Consider the following 15,671-nt stretch of genomic DNA (forward strand, 5'->3'; position numbering starts at 1 on the left):
CGACGAGATCGAGCGCTGCGTCCGCGCCCTACTGGTGTGTCCGGATCTGCCCGTCCGTCTCTGAGCGCACCGAAGGCATTCATGTTTGTTAGGTACCTGGACGCACTGGATGAGGCCGTCGCGCCGGCGGCAGATGCGACCGAGCAGTGAACGATCAACTTTGCGCGAAGGGCGACCCGATCAGGGCAACCTCGTGAGTTACGAAATACGTCCGCAAGGGTCACCAGCCCTCCGGGGCGCGCTGGCGGTTCGCAGGACCAGACGATGGTTCCACCGTCAGCCTTGACTCAGCCCAGCGGGGGACACAATCCGCAGCTTCGTCACCTATGCGCTCGGACGAAACGATCCCCTGGCTACAACGCCGCCTCCGGCATCGGCGCCGGTCTGGCCACCCTCTTCCGATTCACCTCCTACCAGAAATGGGTATTCGTAGCGGAGCAGCGGGTCGGATAGTGGCGCGCTGCGGCGAGTCCACCGGCGGCGCCGCTCAACTCGGCGTGCCGGGTCAGTGGTCAAACGGCCGGGTCCTTTTGGTCAACGGAGGCGCGGGCACAACTCGAAAGCGGATTCCGTCCGGATCGCCACGGTGGTCATGGGCCTAGCGCTCTTCACGGTCGGGTGACGGGCTGGTCGGGTCTGCGCCACGGCGCAGGACGTCACCAGGAGCCGGGGCGAGTTCGTCGTGTCGGACGCACCGCACCTGTCGCAACGTCTTGGTGTCGCCGACCGGAGACAGGGACAAGTCGGTGCCTGAGCACTCCTCCGCGACATGGACGCAACGTGCGCGGAACACGCAACCCGGCTCGTTCAGGTCCACGCCCGGCCGAGCCGGTGCGCTCTGTAGCGGCGCCGGCGCCTCGCGCGGATCCACGCTGAGGAAGCCGGACATCAGCAGCCTCGTGTAGGGGTCGCGCGGATCGGACGTGATGGCGGCAACTGGACCGACCTCGCGGAACTCGCCGCGGTACATGACCGCCACATCGTCGGCGATCTCTCGGACGGTGGCCAGATCGTGCGAGATGTACAGGTAGGCCAGGCCGTGTCGCTCTTGCACCTGGGAAAGCACGTCGAGCACCTGTGCCTGGACCGACAGGTCCAGGGATGAGGTGGGTTCGTCGAGCACCACGAAACTGGGGTTGGTGATCAGAGCACGGGCGATGCCGATCCGCTGTTGCTGGCCGCCGCTGAGTCCCTGCGGATAGCGATCGCCGTAGTCGACCAGTCCTACTTCGTCGAGCACGTCACGCACGCGTTGCCGCCGTTGGTCCTTGGTCAGCCCACGCTCGTGGATGACGAGCGGTTCGGCGACGATGTCAGCCACTCGCATCCGCGGATTGAGGGACTCGAACGGCTCCTGAAAGACGATCTGCATCTCGCGACGCTGCGCGCGGACCCGGCGTGGCGGTAGCGAGAGCACATCGACGTCGCCCAGATGGACCCGACCGGCGTCGGCGTCGACGAGCCGGAGCACGAGCCTGCCCACCGTCGACTTCCCCGAGCCGCTCTCGCCGATCAGCGCCAGGGTTTTGCCACGTTCGATGGTGAACGACACGCCCCGCACGGCCCGGACCGACTCGCCACCGACGTGGAAGGTCTTGGTCAGGTTCTCAACCCGCAGGTGCGCCATGGGTCACCTCCTCAAGTTCCACGAAGTGGCAGCGGACCCGCCGGTCCCCGTCCAGGCTCGACACGGTGGGCGGCGGCTCGACGCTGCACAGCGTCTCGGCTCTGCTGCACCTGGGCGCGAACTGGCAGCCGCGCGCCGGCTCGAACCGCGCGGGGGGCCCGCCCGGTGGGAGCGTCTCGCCGCGCCCACCGCCCGGCACGGACGCAAGCAGACCGCGGGTGTAGGGATGCTCAGGGTGCGTGAAGACGTCGGCGACCTTCCCGCTCTCCACGACACTGCCGGAGTACATGACGATGACCGTGTCGCAGAACTGCGCGACAACGCCCAGGTCGTGGGTGACGAGGATCATCGAGCGGTTCCCGAGCCGGACGACATCGCGCATCAGCTCGAGAACCTGTCGCTGGATCGTCACGTCGAGGGCAGTGGTCGGCTCGTCCGAGATGAGCAACCGCGGGTCGAGGATCGTGGCCATCGCGATCACGACGCGCTGGGCCATGCCGCCGCTGAGCTGGTGGGCGTAGCCGTGCAGGACTCGGTCCGGTTCGTGGATCCCGGTGCGAAGCAGTGCTTCGCGCGCCATGGACGCACACTCGGCCTTGCCCAGGCCCGCACGGTGCGCCCTGATCAAGGTCCGGAACTGCTTTGCGATCGGCAACACGGGGTTGAGCAGCCCGAAGGGGTTCTGGGCGACGAAGCCGATCTGGTCACCGCGGATCGCACGCAGCGAGGCCGGGCCCTGGGCGAACAGGTCGACCCCGTCGAACAGCGCGGAGCCGCCGGTGACCCGGCCTCCTCGGGGCAGCAGACCGATGAGGGACCGGACGGTCGTCGATTTTCCGCATCCGCTCTCTCCCACCACACCTAGGACCTCGCCCTCGCCAAGCAAGAAGGACACGTCTTCCACCACGTGCAGGTCGCCGCGCGGCGTGTCGATGTTGACCGAGACGTTGCTCGCGTCGAGCAGGACCGTCATCTCTGCGCCTCCTGTAGACCGCGGCCGATCGCGTTGAAGGCGCTGACGGCGACGACGACCGCCAGCCCCGGGAACAGCACGACCCACCACTGTCCCGTGCTGATCTGCTGCGAGCCGCTCTGGATCATGAGCCCCCAGGTGGGGTCGGGCGGTGAGACGCCGACGCCCAGGAAGCTCAGCGCCGCCACGACGACGATCGCCTGCGCCGCCGCGAGCGCCGTCTGCGCGATCATGATCTCGGTGACGTTCGGGAGAATGTGGCGGAACAGCACCCTGCTACGGGACGCGCCGATCGCATGGGCCGCCTCAACGAAACGACGACTGCGCAGCACCAGCGCCTCCGTGCGGACGAGCCGGATCATCCGTGGCGCGTTGATGATGATGATGGCGATGACGACGTTCTGGAGATCGTTGCCCGTCAGCGTCACCAGGGCCACGGCCAAGATGACGAGGGGAAAGGCTTGGAACAGGTCGAGCGCGCGCATGACCCAGTCGGCCAGGCGCGTGGGAAAGCTGACCAGCAGCCCGATCGGAGCCCCGATGAGGAGGGACACCAACGCCCCGCCCAGGGCCAGGGGAACGTCCCTGGAGGCGGACGCGATCGTGCGGGAAAAGACGTCGAGCCCATCGCGGTCCGTCCCGAAGATGTGGTCCCAGCTCGGGGGCCGCAACACGCTCAGCGCGTCCGGTCTCACCGGGTCGTGAGGCAACGGCGCGAAGAGCGAGGCCAGCAGCAGACCCAGTAGGACCAGCGAACCCACGATGACCGGAGCCGAGGTCCAGATGGGGAGCCCTCGGCGTCCGGGCCGCCTCATCCGCGACGGCTGGTGGTCAAGGACGCGCGGGACGGCCTCGGGAATCATCGGTCGTCCCTCACTCTCGGGTCCAGCAGTGTGGACGCGACGTCGCATGCCAGGTAGGCAAGGATGGTCAGCGCGCCGGCGGCCAGGATGAAGCCTTGGATCACGGGCGCGTCCAGCTTGAGGATGCCGTCCAGGGCCCACGCGCCTGCGCCCTGCCACGAGAAGAGCCTGTCGAGGATGGACGCTCCTCCGATCAGGGTGCCGAAGAGGATCGCCACATAGGTGAGCAGCGCGCCCCGGACGTCGAGCACGGCGTAGCGGAGGACGTCACGCTCCCGCAGTCCGCAGGCTCGCGCGAACTCGACCTGCGGTGCTCGCAACGCCTTGCTCAACAACGACTCCGTGAGCCGGGCCATGAAGGCGCCGTACACGAGTCCCAAGGTGACGACCGGCAGGACCAGGTGCTGCACATGGCTTGCGAACAGGTCGGCGCGACCCGCGAGCAACGTGTCGACCAGCATGAAACCGGTCTTGGGGGCAACGCTCTCATCGGCCAGCCCCAGCTGCCCCACCGGCGACGGCACCCAGCCGAGCTTGAAGAAGACGAGGTAGATGAGCAGGAGCCCAAGAAGGAAGTCGGGGGCGGACTGCAGCACCGAGGTCAGCCAGTTGGACAGTCGCGCCGAGAACCCCCGAGCCCGATAGGCCATCAGCGTCCCCAGACCGAGTCCGACGCCGCTGGCGAGCGCCAGGCCCAGCACGATCAGCTCCAGGGTCGCCGGCATGCGGTGCCTGAGCTCGGTCGCGACGCTTTGCCCGCTGAAGTACGACGTGCCGAGGTCTCCGCGCACCGTGTCGCCCAGGTAGTCCAGGTATCGCTCAGCGAGGGGGCGGTCCAGACCCAGTTGGGTGGAGATCCTCTGAACCTCGGCGTGCGTCGCTCCCGACCCCGCGATGGCGACCGCGGGGTTCCCGGGGATGAGCTCGATGAGGCCGAAGCTCAGGGTCACCAAGATGAACAGCGAGAGCGGCAGGATCAGCAGGCGCCTGACGATCAACCTCAGCGCCCAGCGCGAACGCGGCGCGCGCGCCTGCCGGCCCGAGGCCTGCGGCGGGGCGGCTGCCGCCTGTTCGCGGAGTCCGTCAACGCTGGTCACGGGTACTCCCTCACTCGCCGGGGCTTTGCTCGACACCGTTGGTCGCCGTGGTCGGCGATATCGGGGACTCGACCGCCGAACTGGACGGTGCGCCCGTCTCATCGGCAGCGCCCGTCTCATCGGCAGCGCCCGTCGCATCGGCAGGGAGCCGGCTTTCGGCGTACCGGTTGAGCAGCCAATTTCCTGCGGACAGGACGTGTGTGCTCATCGCCGCCTCGGCCCAGGCTGTGCTGCCTGAGGCGAGAGCGGCCACCAGCTCCCGGTGCTGTGTCATGGTGTGCGCCATCCGCTCCGGGTTGTAGCTACGGAAGGTCCGTGCCACGACCGGGACCTGGATGAGTCCGGCGAGCAAGCCGGGCACGACCGGGTCTCCCGATGCCTCCCTGATCGCCGTGTGGAATTCGTCGTTGAGCGCGGTCACGCTCGCCAGGTCCCGGTGCTGGGCCGCCTCCATCGCGTCGCACAGTGCGCTCAGGTGCCGGACCTCGTCTTTGGTGATCCGCGGTGCCGCAAGCCGTGCCGCGTAGCCTTCGAGGAGCGCTCGGGCGGAGAAGAGCGATCTCAGCTCGTCGTCGCTCCAGGTCCGCACCCACGACCCCCTGTTGGGGGCCGTTTCGATCAGTCCCTCGGAAGCGATACGACGCAGCGCCTCACGCACAGGTGTACGGCTGACGCCCAAGGAGGCGGCCAGCTCCTCCTCGCCCAGCTTGGCGCCCGGGGGCAGGACGCCGCTGATGATCTGCTCTCGGAGAGTCTCGTAGACGAGGTCTACAGCTGCCATGACGTCAACTCCTCGGGACCTGGGCGCAGACCCGGGCGGGCCGGGCCGGCGCACCCCCGCGAACGGGTGCACCCTGGGGGGATCGCCGTGCGGGGCATTGGTTTAGCTCCACATTCGTTCATCTTCAGATGCGTTGACTGGTGACGAACATGTGACCGGCATAGTGGGTGATCATCAACTCTGCGCACGACTCGATCGCCGCCTGCTGCGGAGTGATCCCGCATCCCCAGAACACCGGGACGTCCCCCGGCGCCAAGCGGACGACATCTCCCCACTGCGGCTGTGCAAGATCATGGATCCCCAACTGCTCGGGCGCGCCGATGTGGACCGGTCCACCATGGACCTCCGGGTGCGCGGCAGTGATCTCCACCGCCTTCTCCACGAGGCCCGCGGGAATCGGTTGCATCGAGACCACCATCTTTCCGCGGAACTTCCCGGCGGGCACGCACTCGATGTTGCTGAGGAACACCGAGCCGTTGACTCCCTGCTCAAGGTGCCGCGCCGGGAGACCTTCCGCCACGAGAAGGTGCTCGAACGAGTAGCTACACCCGATCAGGAAGGCGACCATGTCGTCGGTCCACAGGCCGACGATGTCCGTGGGGGTGTCGACGAGCTGCCCGGACCGGTAGACGGCGTACCTCGGCAGGTCGGTGCGGAGGTCGGCGCCCGGGGCGGTCAGCTTGGGCTCCGGGTCTCCGGGGTCGGTCACCTCCAGGATCGGACAGGGCCGAGGGTTGCGCTGGGCGAACCTCATGAAGTCGAAGGCGTCCCGCTTCGGGAGGATGGCCAGATTGGCCTGGACGTACCCGGGGCAGATGCCGCCGGTGTTGGTGACGCGTTCGTTGAGCCTGTTGGCCGACCAGGCCTCCTCCGGCAGCGAGGGGGCGCCGGGGAGCGTTGCTGTCATAGGTACTCCTGTGGGCGTGGGTAGGGACGTAGGGACGGTGAAGTGCGGTCGAGCGGCTCAGTGGTCGCGGAGCAGCGTGCCGAAGCCGTCGAACCGATCGTTGAACCCGTTGGACCGCAGCGCCTGCCAGAGAGTGGCCGCGTTGATCGCCACGACGGGGACACCGAGCCACCTCTCGGCGTACGGCGCTAGACGCAGCATCGAAAGGTTCGTGCCGACCTGGACCACGGCGTCGACGCCGTCCATGTCGAAGGACTTCATCGCTGCGATCAGCTCGTCCTCGGTCACGGCCGCGATGGCGGTGGCACTCGGGCACTTGAGCCCCTTCACCGCGACCACGTCGAATCCGGACTCGGTGTAGAACCGCTCGACCTCCGCGTCGGCGATGGGTTGGTACGGCGTGACGCAGGCGATCCGCTGCACCCCGAGGGTCTTCAGGGCGTGGCACGTGGCGGTGGCGCCCGTGGTCACCGCCAGCCCCGAAGCGGCGCGGACGGCGTCCTCGAACCGCTGGTTCCCGTCCACGCCACCCCAGAACGTCTCGGCCGACATCCCCATGACGAGGTGGTCCGGCTGGGCCGTCATGACGTCGCGGATAGCGGTGTTGATCGAGGCGCGGATCTGGACCAGCAAGCCCTCGAAGTCCTGGTCGGACGCGAGCGCCGGCTGCTCGATGTACATCCGGCCGGCGTGGAAGGTGACTCCACGGGGCGAGACCGCGTTGTAGTCGTGCTCCACGACCGTGTTGGTCGACGGGACGATCACGCCGAACTTGGCCCGATGGCCGACGGCATCCGGCATTCCTGCTCCTCTCCTGGAGATTGCTTACGGAAGGACGAGCCCGGTTCACGGGGCTAGCGGCACGCACCAGTCGTCCGGCCCTGGTTGCGGAAAAGGGCCCGCGTTTACCAGAGCGCTCGCGCGGGAGCTGCCAAGGTTCGCCAGAAGCCACCGTGCGGACCCCAGGGCCGATGTCAGGTCGATGCCGGTGCGCACGCCCATCCGGTCGAGCATGTAGACCAGGTCCTCGGTCGCGACGTTGCCGGTCGCGGCCGGCGCGAAGGGACAGCCTCCGGTCCCGCCCAGGCTCGCGTCGAGGACCTCGACACCGGCCTCCAACGCCGCGATCGAGTTCGCCATGGCGGTGTTCCTGGTGTCGTGCAGGTGCAGGCGGTGGGTGACGTCGTCGCCCAGGACACCGCGCGCCAGACGGGCCCGGGCCGAGACCTGTCCGGGGACGGCGCACCCGATCGTGTCGGCGAGCGCCACCTCGTCCGCATGAGCACCTGCGATCTTCGCCAGCACGTGCTCCAGCCGCGCCTCGGACACATCTCCCTCGAACGGGCACCCGAAGGCCGCGGCGATCGTGATGGTCGTGAAGAGGCCTGCCCGCCGCGCGGTGTCCACCAGCCGTACGGCGTTCCGCGCAGCCTCGCTCGTGTCGACGCCTTGGTTGCGGCGGCAGAAGGTGTCCGTCGCCACGACGACGATGTTGACTTCGTCGGCGCCGGCGGCGACGGCTCGCTCCACCCCGCGTTCGTTCATCACCAAGGCGGCGTAGCTGACGCCTGGCTCCCGCCGCAGGCCGGCGAAGACGGCATCGGCGTCGGCCAGCTGGGGCACCCGCGCCGGGTTGACGAAGCTGCTGACCTCTACGCGCCGGGCGCCCATGGCGACGGCGCGGTGGACCAAGGCCACCTTCTCCGCCGTTGACAACTGCGTCTGCTCGTTCTGCAGACCGTCCCGAGGCGACACCTCGAGGATCGTCGCACGGTCGATGACCATCACCCACCCACTTGTCCGAGGTAGTCCAGAACGGCCGAAGATGACGCGACTTCGCCGTACTTGGCCTGGATGTCGCTCAGCGCCGCCTGGTGCGGCGCCGTGGCCCGGTCGGCGACGCCGTCCTCCACGACCAGGGGCACGAATCCGGAGGAGACGGCGTCGACGGCGGTGGCCCGGACGCACCCGCTGGTACTGACACCCAAGATCACCACGGTGTCGCAGCCGAGGACGCGAAGCGTCGTGCTGAGCGAGGTGCCGAAGAACGCACTCGCGTATTGCTTGACTACGACGAGCTCGTCGTCCAGGGGCGCCACGGCGTCGACGATCGCGCCGGCGGCCGCACCAGGGCCGAACTGGCGCAGCGCCGGGACCTTGGCGACGAACAGCCCTCCGTCCGCAGCGCCGGGCCCGTATTCGACCCGGGTGTGGATGACGGGTACGCCGTTCGCGCGAGCCGAGTCGAGCACCGCACGGGCCGTTTCGAGAATCGTCGACACCGGGAGGCAAAAAGCGTTCCCCGGCTCGAAGTACGCGCGAACCATGTCGATCCCGAGCACGACCGGCGACCGCCCGGGCTGAAGTCGGCCGCCGAAGCCCGCCACCACGTCGTCCGTCATATGATCCCGGCCTCCCGGAGCTTCTCGATCTCCGGAGAGGACAGGCCGAGCTCGCTCCCCCACACGTCCAGGTTGTGCTGCCCCAGCTCCGGCCCGATGGAACGAACGGTCCCGGGACTCCCCGAGAGGCGCGGCACGACGCTCTGCATCGCGAACTCACCGAAGTCAGGGTGCATGAGCGTGACGATCGACTTCCGAGCCACGAACTGCGGGTCGGCCAACATCTCCTGTGCCCGGTAGATCCGACCGGCTGGGACGCCGCCGTCGTGCAGCTTGTCGAGCAGCTCGCCGGCACCGAACCGCAGCGTCCACGCGCTGATGATCTCGTCGAGCACGTCCATGTGAGTGCCCCGGTCAGCGTGAGTGCTGAACCGTGCGTCGGTGGCGAGGTCGTCGCGACCCATGCACGCGGCCAGGCGCCTGAACACCGTGTCCTGGTTGGCGGCGATCAGAATGGACTGATCGTCGGCGGTCGGGTAGACGTTGCTGGGCGACACGTTCGGCAGGACCGAGCCGGTGCGCTCGCGTTGGTAGCCTCCGACCTGCCACTCCGGCACCAACGACTCCATCATGGCGAGCACCGCTTCGTAGATGGCCGCGTCGACCACCTGACCATGCCCGGTCGTGTCTCGCGCCCGCAGCGCTACGAGGGTCCCGATGCACGCGAATACCGCGGCAAGGCCGTCGCCGAGCGAGATGCCCGTGCGTGCCGGCGGGTGGTCGGGGTCGCCGGTCGTGTAGCGGATACCGCCCATCGCCTCGCCGATCGACCCGTAGCCCGCCCGGGCGGCGTACGGACCGGTCTGCCCGAACCCGGTCACCCGGGTGATCACCAGGCCGGGGTTGATCTCCCACAGCCGCTCCGGGGAGAGCCCCCACTTCTCCAGCGTGCCGGGGCGGAAGTTCTCGATGAGCACGTCGGCGTCCCGCAACAGTTTCCGGACCAGCTCTTGGCCCTCGGCCACGCGCAGGTCGGCGGTCACTGAGCGCTTGTTGCGGGCTACCACCGGCCACCACAGCGACTTGCCGTAGGGCCGCTCCCTGCCCCACTGGCGCATGGGATCACCGTGCCTCGGGTCCTCGACCTTGATGACGTCGGCACCGAAGTCGCCGAGAAGCTGCCCGCAGAACGGGCCGGCCAGGAGCTGTCCGAGCTCGATGACTCGGAGGCCCTCCAATGGCAACGGCGAGGAGTGGGTCACGTGGTGTCCTTTCGATGGCCTGGCCTGGCCTGGCGGGGTCGGGCCGGGCCGGGCGGCAGGTCGCGCGCTCGGCACGAGCGCCTGTGGTGCCGCCGCGGGTCTCAGCGGGTGGAGTCGTGCGGAATGAGCAGCAACTTGCCGATGGTCGACCTGGACTCCAGGTCTCTGTGGGCCTGAGCGGCCTCGTCGAGCGAGTACCGGCGCGCGACGTTCACCCGCAGCCGGCCGCGGGCGATCCAGTCGAACAGGTCCGCCGTCCGCGAGTCGCGCTCTCCGGGACGGCTCGTGTACTCCATGACGGTCGGCCTGGTCACGTAGAGGGAACCCTGGGCGTTGAGTCGCTGCAGGTCCAAGGGTTCTGGGAGTCCACCCGCGGCGCCGTAGACGACGAGCACGCCGCGCGGGCGCAGCGCGTCCAGGCTCCGGCTCGCCGTGGCCGCACCGATCCCGTCGTACGCCGCGGCGACACCGCGTTCGGTGTTCTTCCGCACGCCGTCGACGAAGTCGTCGTAGTCGTAGACGAAGGTGGCTCCCGCGTCGGTCGCGGCCTGCGCCTTGCTGTTGCTGGACGCCGTCGCGTGGACGACGCCGCCACGCATACACGCCATCTGCGTCAACATCTGCCCGACGCCTCCTGCGGCAGCGTGGACCAGCACGGGGTCGTCCTTCCCGATCGGGTAAACGGACGTCGCCAGCGCGTGGGCGGTGAGTCCCTGAAGGAGGACGCCCGCTGCCAGCTCGGGATCCGTGCCCGCGGGCAGGGGGATGAGTTCGCTCTCGGCGAGGAGGCAGTACTCGGCGTAGCTGGCCTTACCTCCGATCCACCCCACGAGTTGGCCGGTCGAGAAGGCAGTCACTTCGTGCCCGGTCTGCACGACCTCCCCTGCCCCCTCCAGCCCGAGACCTTGGCTCACGTCCTTCGGGTAGAGGCCGGTCCGGTGGTAGACGTCGATGTAGTTGACGCCTACGGCGAGGACTCGGACCAGCACCTCCCCCGGGCCGACCTCCGGCACGGGCACGTCACGAACCTGCAGGACCTCCGGCCCCCCGACCTTGTCGGCCACGACTGCTCTCATGGTCGGCCGCCGTTCTTCAGCCGGTAGACCATGGGCGACCCGTTGGGTGCGTTCATGAAGCCGCTGACCGAGCTCTGCATCGCGTAGATGTAACGGTTGTCAGTCAGATAGACCTGCGGGACCGTCTCGTCGACGACCTTGGCCACCTGACCCATTACCTTTTCGCGCCGGGTCGGGTCCACGGTCTGCTGCAGGCTCGTGATGGCCGCCTCGTAGGCGGCGTTCCTGTATCCGAAGGTCTTGATCCCTCGCTCGGAGTTGTAGAGCGCCGCGGAATAGAAGGGGTCGGCGATCGCCGGCGCCTCGTTATAGAGAATGGCCTGGTACGTCCCCTTGTAGTAGGCGTCGCTGAACTGCGTGGCGCCGGCGACCACGTCGATGTTGGCGGTGATACCGACATCGGCCAGCATCCCCTTCAACTGGACCGCGAGAGATTCGGCGTACGCACCGGGCCGGCTCGGCGAGACCAGGATCTTGAAGCTGAGGTTGCCGTTGCCCGAGGCGTTCAATAGCTGCTTGGCCCGACCGGGGTCGTAGGCGAAGCTGGGCGAGCCGGTGCCGGACTTGAAGTAGAACGAGCCAAGGCCCTGGTCCGCCGGAGTCGCGTAACCGCCGTAGACGCCGGCGGTGAGCTTCTGACGGTCGATGGCCTTCGAGATCGCCAGGCGGACGTCCTGGTTGGCGAAGGGCGCGAACGACTCGTTGAGCATCAGGGTGTCGCGGTTGGCGGACACGCAGTTCTGCACCTGGACCGACCCCCTCTCCGACTTGAGGGACTTGTACTGGTCGAAGCTGAGCTTCTCCGCGTAGTCCGCCCCGCCGGTCTTGAGGAGCTGGAATCTCGTGCTCGGGTCGGGCACGCTCTTGAAGATCAGCTTGTCGTAGTCACCCAGAGCCTTCTGGTCCCAGTAGGCGGAGTTGCGTTCGTAGACCACCTCGCTTCCGGGGCCGAATGACTTCAGCTTCCAGGGGCCGAACGAGGCCACGTTCGTCTTGAGCCATTCCGTCGCCCACGGGTCCTTTGCGGTCGCGTGCTTCTTCGCTTCCTGGGAGTCGATGACGGCCAGTTGAGGAAAGGTGAAGATGACCGCATCGAGGGCCGTGCGACGATCCAGGCTGATGGCGACGGTGTGGTCATCAATCGCAGTGAAGGCGTTCTTGGTCTTGACTGCCGTGGCCGAGGAGAGGACGAAACGAGCATTGCTAGCCAGTTCCTGGGCACGTTGGAGACTCCACACCACGTCCTCAGCGGTCAGTTTGTTGCCGTGGGTGGAGACGGCGTCGTCGCGCAGCGTGAAAAGAAGCCGGTTGCCGTCGTAGGTCCACGATTTCGCCAGGTGCGGACGCACGCCGTCCGAAGATGTCAGACGGTCACACCCGTTGGACCCGGTCTTGGAAGGGTCGTACTCGACGAGCGTGGATCCCCACTCGACGCCCATGTAACGGCTGGCGTCACCCTCGAAGGTCTGCCAGATGTCCAGGCTCGACGGGACCCCCGCGGCCGCCCAGATGAAGGTCCTGTCGGCTGACCCCGACTTCCCTCCGGACCCGCCACCTCCACACGCGCCCAGGGCGAGTGTCAGGCTGAACACGGACCCCAGGAACAGGTTTGATCTACGGGAGAACTTCGACATGTCGTGCTACCTCTCGCTGATGTTCCGAGGCGGGACGTTGCGGGAGCCGCGATCAGACCCAGGTCTTCCTGGGCGGAGACTTGATCTCCAGATGGACCGAGTCCTCAAGGGCCAGACTTGAATGGGGAACACCCGGGTAGTGGATCCACGAGTCGCCCGCGTTGGCGACGAAGGACTCGCCATCGATCTCGATCTCCATCCGCCCGCTGAGCAGCAGGGCGATGCTTTCGTGGTCGTCGTGGACGTGCCGCTGGTCCACGTTGCCCTTGGCCTTGTGCACCTCGATGAGGACCATGTCGCGGCCGGCGACGAGGATCCTGGCCGCGAGCCCGCCAGGCCGCTCGACGCCCTCGATGGCGCCGATCTGTTCCAGTGGGTTGCTGTCCTTGGGAATGAAGGTCGCCGTCGTCGGGGTCAGGCTGCGTGCGGTGTCCACAGGGTGTCGTCCTTCTGCAGTGAGCAGGTCAGAGCACTGCCGGGGTGAATCGGGCCGGGGACAGGGTCTCCGGCCCGTCGATCAGGTCGGTCGAGCCACGGAGCATCAGGTCCGCGATGAGCTTTCCGGTGCCGGCGGACAGATGGATGCCCTTGCGTCCGTGGCCGGCCGACATGAACACGTTGCGGTAGGTGGGGATCCGACCGATCATGGGCATGAGGTCGGGCGACATCGGCCGGACCCCGCTGAGGTCGCGCACGATCTCGGCGTCCTTGAGGAACGGGAATCGCTCGATGCCCACCCGCATGAGCATTTCGGTGTCCTCGGGGATGGGTTCGCTGTCCTTCAGCGGGCGGATGTAGTCGATCGGCGCCTTGAGACCACCGCCGGGGGCCGGATCCGGTGTCGCACCCAGCAGAATGAGGCCGTTGGGATACTGCATGACGACGACCCGCTCGATGATGTGGTGCTTGAGCCGCACGCCCGGGACCTTGAGGATGTGCAGTTGGCCCTTGAGGCTGCAGATCGGCATCGGGAAACCGGTCCAGATGGACGCAAGGGGGGTCCAGGCCCCCATCGCGAGCACCACGTCGTCGCACGGTAGGTGCGTGCCGTCGCTCAGTTGGACCCCGGTGGCCCGGTCACCGCGAATGTCGAGGCCTTGGACCGGGCTGTACAACAGCCTGGCCCCTCGCTTCTGGGCGGCTCGTGTGTAGAGGTTGGCGAGCCGCAGCCCGTCGATCTGCACCACCGACTCCGCGAAGTAGCCGCCCCTCACCTCCGGACTGATCAACGGTTCCTTCTTGAGGACCTCCTCGCCGGTCAGCCACTCTCGCGCCTCGATGCCGGTTCCGAACGCGGTGGGTGCTTCCTCGTGAAGCGCCTTCAGGCGAGCGGCACCTTCATCGGTGAACGAGATCGTCAGATCAGGTTTGTCGTTGAACCAGTCCTGCGAGTCGGCGACCTCCGCCAGGTTCTCGCGGTGCTCATGGATGAGACGGACGCTCTCGACCCCGAGCGCAAGGTGGGCCCCGGGTACGAAGTCGCCGCCGAACGTGTTGAAGAAGCCGGGCCCGTGCCCCGACGCACCTGCGGCGATCGCCGTCGCTTCGACGAGCGTGACGTCGACGCCCTCCAGCGACAAGAAGTAGGACACGGCGGCGCCCACCACTCCACCACCGACCACGACTACCTGGGACTCCGACACCCTGTGCCCACCCCTCCGCTATCACTCGGCGATCGGTCTGTTCCGCCCTCCGCTCAGGAGGACAAGGACTCTGGCTGCCCACTCCGAGGTGCCTCGGGTAGCGCCTTCCAGATGAACCATGTTGCATACAATGCGGGAACGATATGCCAACCGAAGCTCGTCGACAAGGGAGGATGCCCGAAATCTTTCCGGGATTGTATGCGATCTTGCTTGGACGACACCGACCTCGCCAACTGACCAGCCGGCAGCCGGGAGAGGCGCCCGGCAAAGCGGAGCGCCCTGTTCCAGCCCGCCTCCGTCGCCGTGGGCCTGGTCGAGACAACCGTTCACTGCTCCCGTCCGGAACCCCACACTCATCTCGTCCCACTGCCGGCCGTCGGCGTCGGTGTGGGGGTGAGCCGGTCGTGCTCATCGCGGGCGACCGCCTTGTCGGCCTCCTCCAGCTTTAGTGCCTGTCTGAGATCCCAGAGGCGGCTGCTGGCCCGGGTCGGTCTGTCAGAAGACCGATGGTTTGGTGCAGGGTGGACGACCCCGGGAACCACGAGCCAGAGCCTCCCGCGCTTGGCAGGCCTCGTTCATGCGTTCCAGCTTGTGCACGGCGGGACCCGACCAGCTCGGCCAGCGCGGCCGCATGCTCCTGGCTCCCGCGTTTGAGCTTGCGCCACTGCTCCGACTGGCACGCCGCCGGGCGATACCGGCGCGAGGACCGCGAGCCCTCGGGTAACGGCACCCCGGCAGTTCGTGCAGCCACGTTCTCCGGCCATGCCGGGCGGTGGTTTACCGAGGACGCTGGCCACATGTGATCACAGCGGCATTGCACAGACCGTGACGGCGCGTTCGAAGGAGCCCGCATGAAGAAAGGACTCGTACTCGCCTACGCCGCCGCGTGCTGGGGTGGTCTGCCGGGCTTCCAGTGAGGTGCTCCGGCAGGACGGGGACTTCTTCATCGCCGTCGGCAAGGCATCCTCATCCTGCGAGGTGCCGGTCACCTGGCTCAAGGCGACGGCCACGCTTCACTTCTGGGTGCGCGACCTCAACCGGCTGGGAGATCGCCTCGTACGGCAGCCTGGCCATGGAGGCGCCCTACTAGACCGCCAACCAGCTTGTGACCAGCGTCGCCTCCTCCAACTGTCGGGCTGCCTACTTCGCAGTACTCGGCTTTCACAAGGCACACCTGGACGGCGACACGGCCACCGCCCGGACGGAGTCGGAATATAAGGAGTTCACCTGCGGCTGACCGGTCACTGCGGGAGTCCCCGGCGTGCGAGGCCGGGGCCTCCCGCAGCACCGCCGCGGCCCTGCCGATGATCGTGGTGCTTGGCGTCGAGTACGACCAGCACCAATCTGCTCTCGAAGTTGAGAAAAGAGCACTGGTTTGGATGGCTTGGGTGGTGTCGATGCAGACGACACGGTAGGTGGCTTGCTGCGGCGCGTTCATGCTGGTGATTGTCGCGTTGCAATGCTCA

The 15,671-nt window shown here is 67.6% G+C and carries 15 protein-coding genes; all 15 read right to left on the reverse strand.

Going from position 1 to position 15,671, the window contains the following annotated elements:
* Positions 1–598 precede the first annotated feature (598 nt).
* Positions 599–1,627: an ATP-binding cassette domain-containing protein gene (locus ACH34T_RS38705; RefSeq protein WP_396025966.1), complete on the reverse strand. Its 1,029-nt coding sequence runs from the start codon at positions 1,625–1,627 to the stop codon at positions 599–601.
* Positions 1,608–2,600: an ABC transporter ATP-binding protein gene (locus tag ACH34T_RS38710; protein ID WP_396025967.1), complete on the reverse strand. Its 993-nt coding sequence runs from the start codon at positions 2,598–2,600 to the stop codon at positions 1,608–1,610. Before ACH34T_RS38710 ends, ACH34T_RS38705 begins: the two co-directional genes overlap by 20 nt.
* Complete coding sequence (locus ACH34T_RS38715; protein ID WP_396025968.1) at positions 2,597–3,463, reverse strand: ABC transporter permease; 867 nt, start codon at positions 3,461–3,463, stop codon at positions 2,597–2,599. Before ACH34T_RS38715 ends, ACH34T_RS38710 begins: the two co-directional genes overlap by 4 nt.
* Entirely contained in the window at positions 3,460–4,560 is a 1,101-nt protein-coding gene (locus ACH34T_RS38720; RefSeq protein WP_396025969.1) for an ABC transporter permease, read from the reverse strand. Before ACH34T_RS38720 ends, ACH34T_RS38715 begins: the two co-directional genes overlap by 4 nt.
* Before the next feature lie 10 nt (positions 4,561–4,570).
* Entirely contained in the window at positions 4,571–5,341 is a 771-nt protein-coding gene (locus ACH34T_RS38725; protein WP_396025970.1) for a GntR family transcriptional regulator, read from the reverse strand.
* A 124-nt stretch (positions 5,342–5,465) separates the two neighbouring features.
* Complete coding sequence (locus ACH34T_RS38730; protein ID WP_396025971.1) at positions 5,466–6,248, reverse strand: putative hydro-lyase; 783 nt, start codon at positions 6,246–6,248, stop codon at positions 5,466–5,468.
* Positions 6,249–6,305: 57 nt separating this feature from the next.
* Complete coding sequence (locus tag ACH34T_RS38735) at positions 6,306–7,049, reverse strand: arylmalonate decarboxylase (RefSeq protein ID WP_396025972.1); 744 nt, start codon at positions 7,047–7,049, stop codon at positions 6,306–6,308.
* Positions 7,050–7,094: 45 nt separating this feature from the next.
* The gene (locus tag ACH34T_RS38740; protein WP_396026029.1) at positions 7,095–8,033 is read right to left on the reverse strand and encodes a hydroxymethylglutaryl-CoA lyase; all 939 of its coding nucleotides are present in this window, start codon (positions 8,031–8,033) and stop codon (positions 7,095–7,097) included.
* Positions 8,033–8,635, reverse strand: coding sequence for an isochorismatase family protein (locus ACH34T_RS38745; protein WP_396025973.1), 603 nt, complete (start codon positions 8,633–8,635; stop codon positions 8,033–8,035). Before ACH34T_RS38745 ends, ACH34T_RS38740 begins: the two co-directional genes overlap by 1 nt.
* 11 nt (positions 8,636–8,646) lie before the next feature.
* Positions 8,647–9,852, reverse strand: coding sequence for a CaiB/BaiF CoA transferase family protein (locus tag ACH34T_RS38750; RefSeq protein ID WP_396025974.1), 1,206 nt, complete (start codon positions 9,850–9,852; stop codon positions 8,647–8,649).
* 101 nt (positions 9,853–9,953) lie between these two features.
* Positions 9,954–10,928: a quinone oxidoreductase family protein gene (locus ACH34T_RS38755; protein WP_396025975.1), complete on the reverse strand. Its 975-nt coding sequence runs from the start codon at positions 10,926–10,928 to the stop codon at positions 9,954–9,956.
* Complete coding sequence (locus ACH34T_RS38760; RefSeq protein WP_396025976.1) at positions 10,925–12,562, reverse strand: ABC transporter substrate-binding protein; 1,638 nt, start codon at positions 12,560–12,562, stop codon at positions 10,925–10,927. Before ACH34T_RS38760 ends, ACH34T_RS38755 begins: the two co-directional genes overlap by 4 nt.
* Positions 12,563–12,614: 52 nt before the next feature.
* A complete protein-coding gene (locus ACH34T_RS38765; protein ID WP_396025977.1) occupies positions 12,615–12,998 on the reverse strand; it encodes a cupin domain-containing protein in 384 nt (127 codons plus the stop codon).
* A gap of 28 nt (positions 12,999–13,026) precedes the next feature.
* Positions 13,027–14,205, reverse strand: a complete 1,179-nt coding sequence (locus ACH34T_RS38770) for an NAD(P)/FAD-dependent oxidoreductase (RefSeq protein ID WP_396025978.1) — start codon at positions 14,203–14,205, stop codon at positions 13,027–13,029.
* Between the two features lie 803 nt (positions 14,206–15,008).
* A complete protein-coding gene (locus tag ACH34T_RS38775) occupies positions 15,009–15,215 on the reverse strand; it encodes a hypothetical protein (protein ID WP_396025979.1) in 207 nt (68 codons plus the stop codon).
* Positions 15,216–15,671 lie beyond the last annotated feature (456 nt).

It is taken from the genome of Actinomadura sp. 9N215, assembly GCF_044326345.1.
In the GTDB taxonomy this organism is placed as follows: domain Bacteria; phylum Actinomycetota; class Actinomycetes; order Streptosporangiales; family Streptosporangiaceae; genus Spirillospora.

Excerpts from the sequence above, each read along its gene's own strand:
- ACH34T_RS38730 (WP_396025971.1), bottom strand. The coding sequence starts at position 6,248 with ATGACAGCAACGCTCCCCGGCGCCCCCTCGCTGCCGGAGGAGGCCTGG.
- ACH34T_RS38735 (WP_396025972.1), bottom strand. The coding sequence starts at position 7,049 with ATGCCGGATGCCGTCGGCCATCGGGCCAAGTTCGGCGTGATCGTCCCG.
- ACH34T_RS38740 (WP_396026029.1), bottom strand. The coding sequence starts at position 8,033 with ATGGTCATCGACCGTGCGACGATCCTCGAGGTGTCGCCTCGGGACGGT.
- ACH34T_RS38725 (WP_396025970.1), bottom strand. The coding sequence starts at position 5,341 with ATGGCAGCTGTAGACCTCGTCTACGAGACTCTCCGAGAGCAGATCATC.
- ACH34T_RS38710 (WP_396025967.1), bottom strand. The coding sequence starts at position 2,600 with ATGACGGTCCTGCTCGACGCGAGCAACGTCTCGGTCAACATCGACACG.
- ACH34T_RS38705 (WP_396025966.1), bottom strand. The coding sequence starts at position 1,627 with ATGGCGCACCTGCGGGTTGAGAACCTGACCAAGACCTTCCACGTCGGT.
- ACH34T_RS38755 (WP_396025975.1), bottom strand. The coding sequence starts at position 10,928 with ATGAGAGCAGTCGTGGCCGACAAGGTCGGGGGGCCGGAGGTCCTGCAG.
- ACH34T_RS38715 (WP_396025968.1), bottom strand. The coding sequence starts at position 3,463 with ATGATTCCCGAGGCCGTCCCGCGCGTCCTTGACCACCAGCCGTCGCGG.
- ACH34T_RS38760 (WP_396025976.1), bottom strand. The coding sequence starts at position 12,562 with ATGTCGAAGTTCTCCCGTAGATCAAACCTGTTCCTGGGGTCCGTGTTC.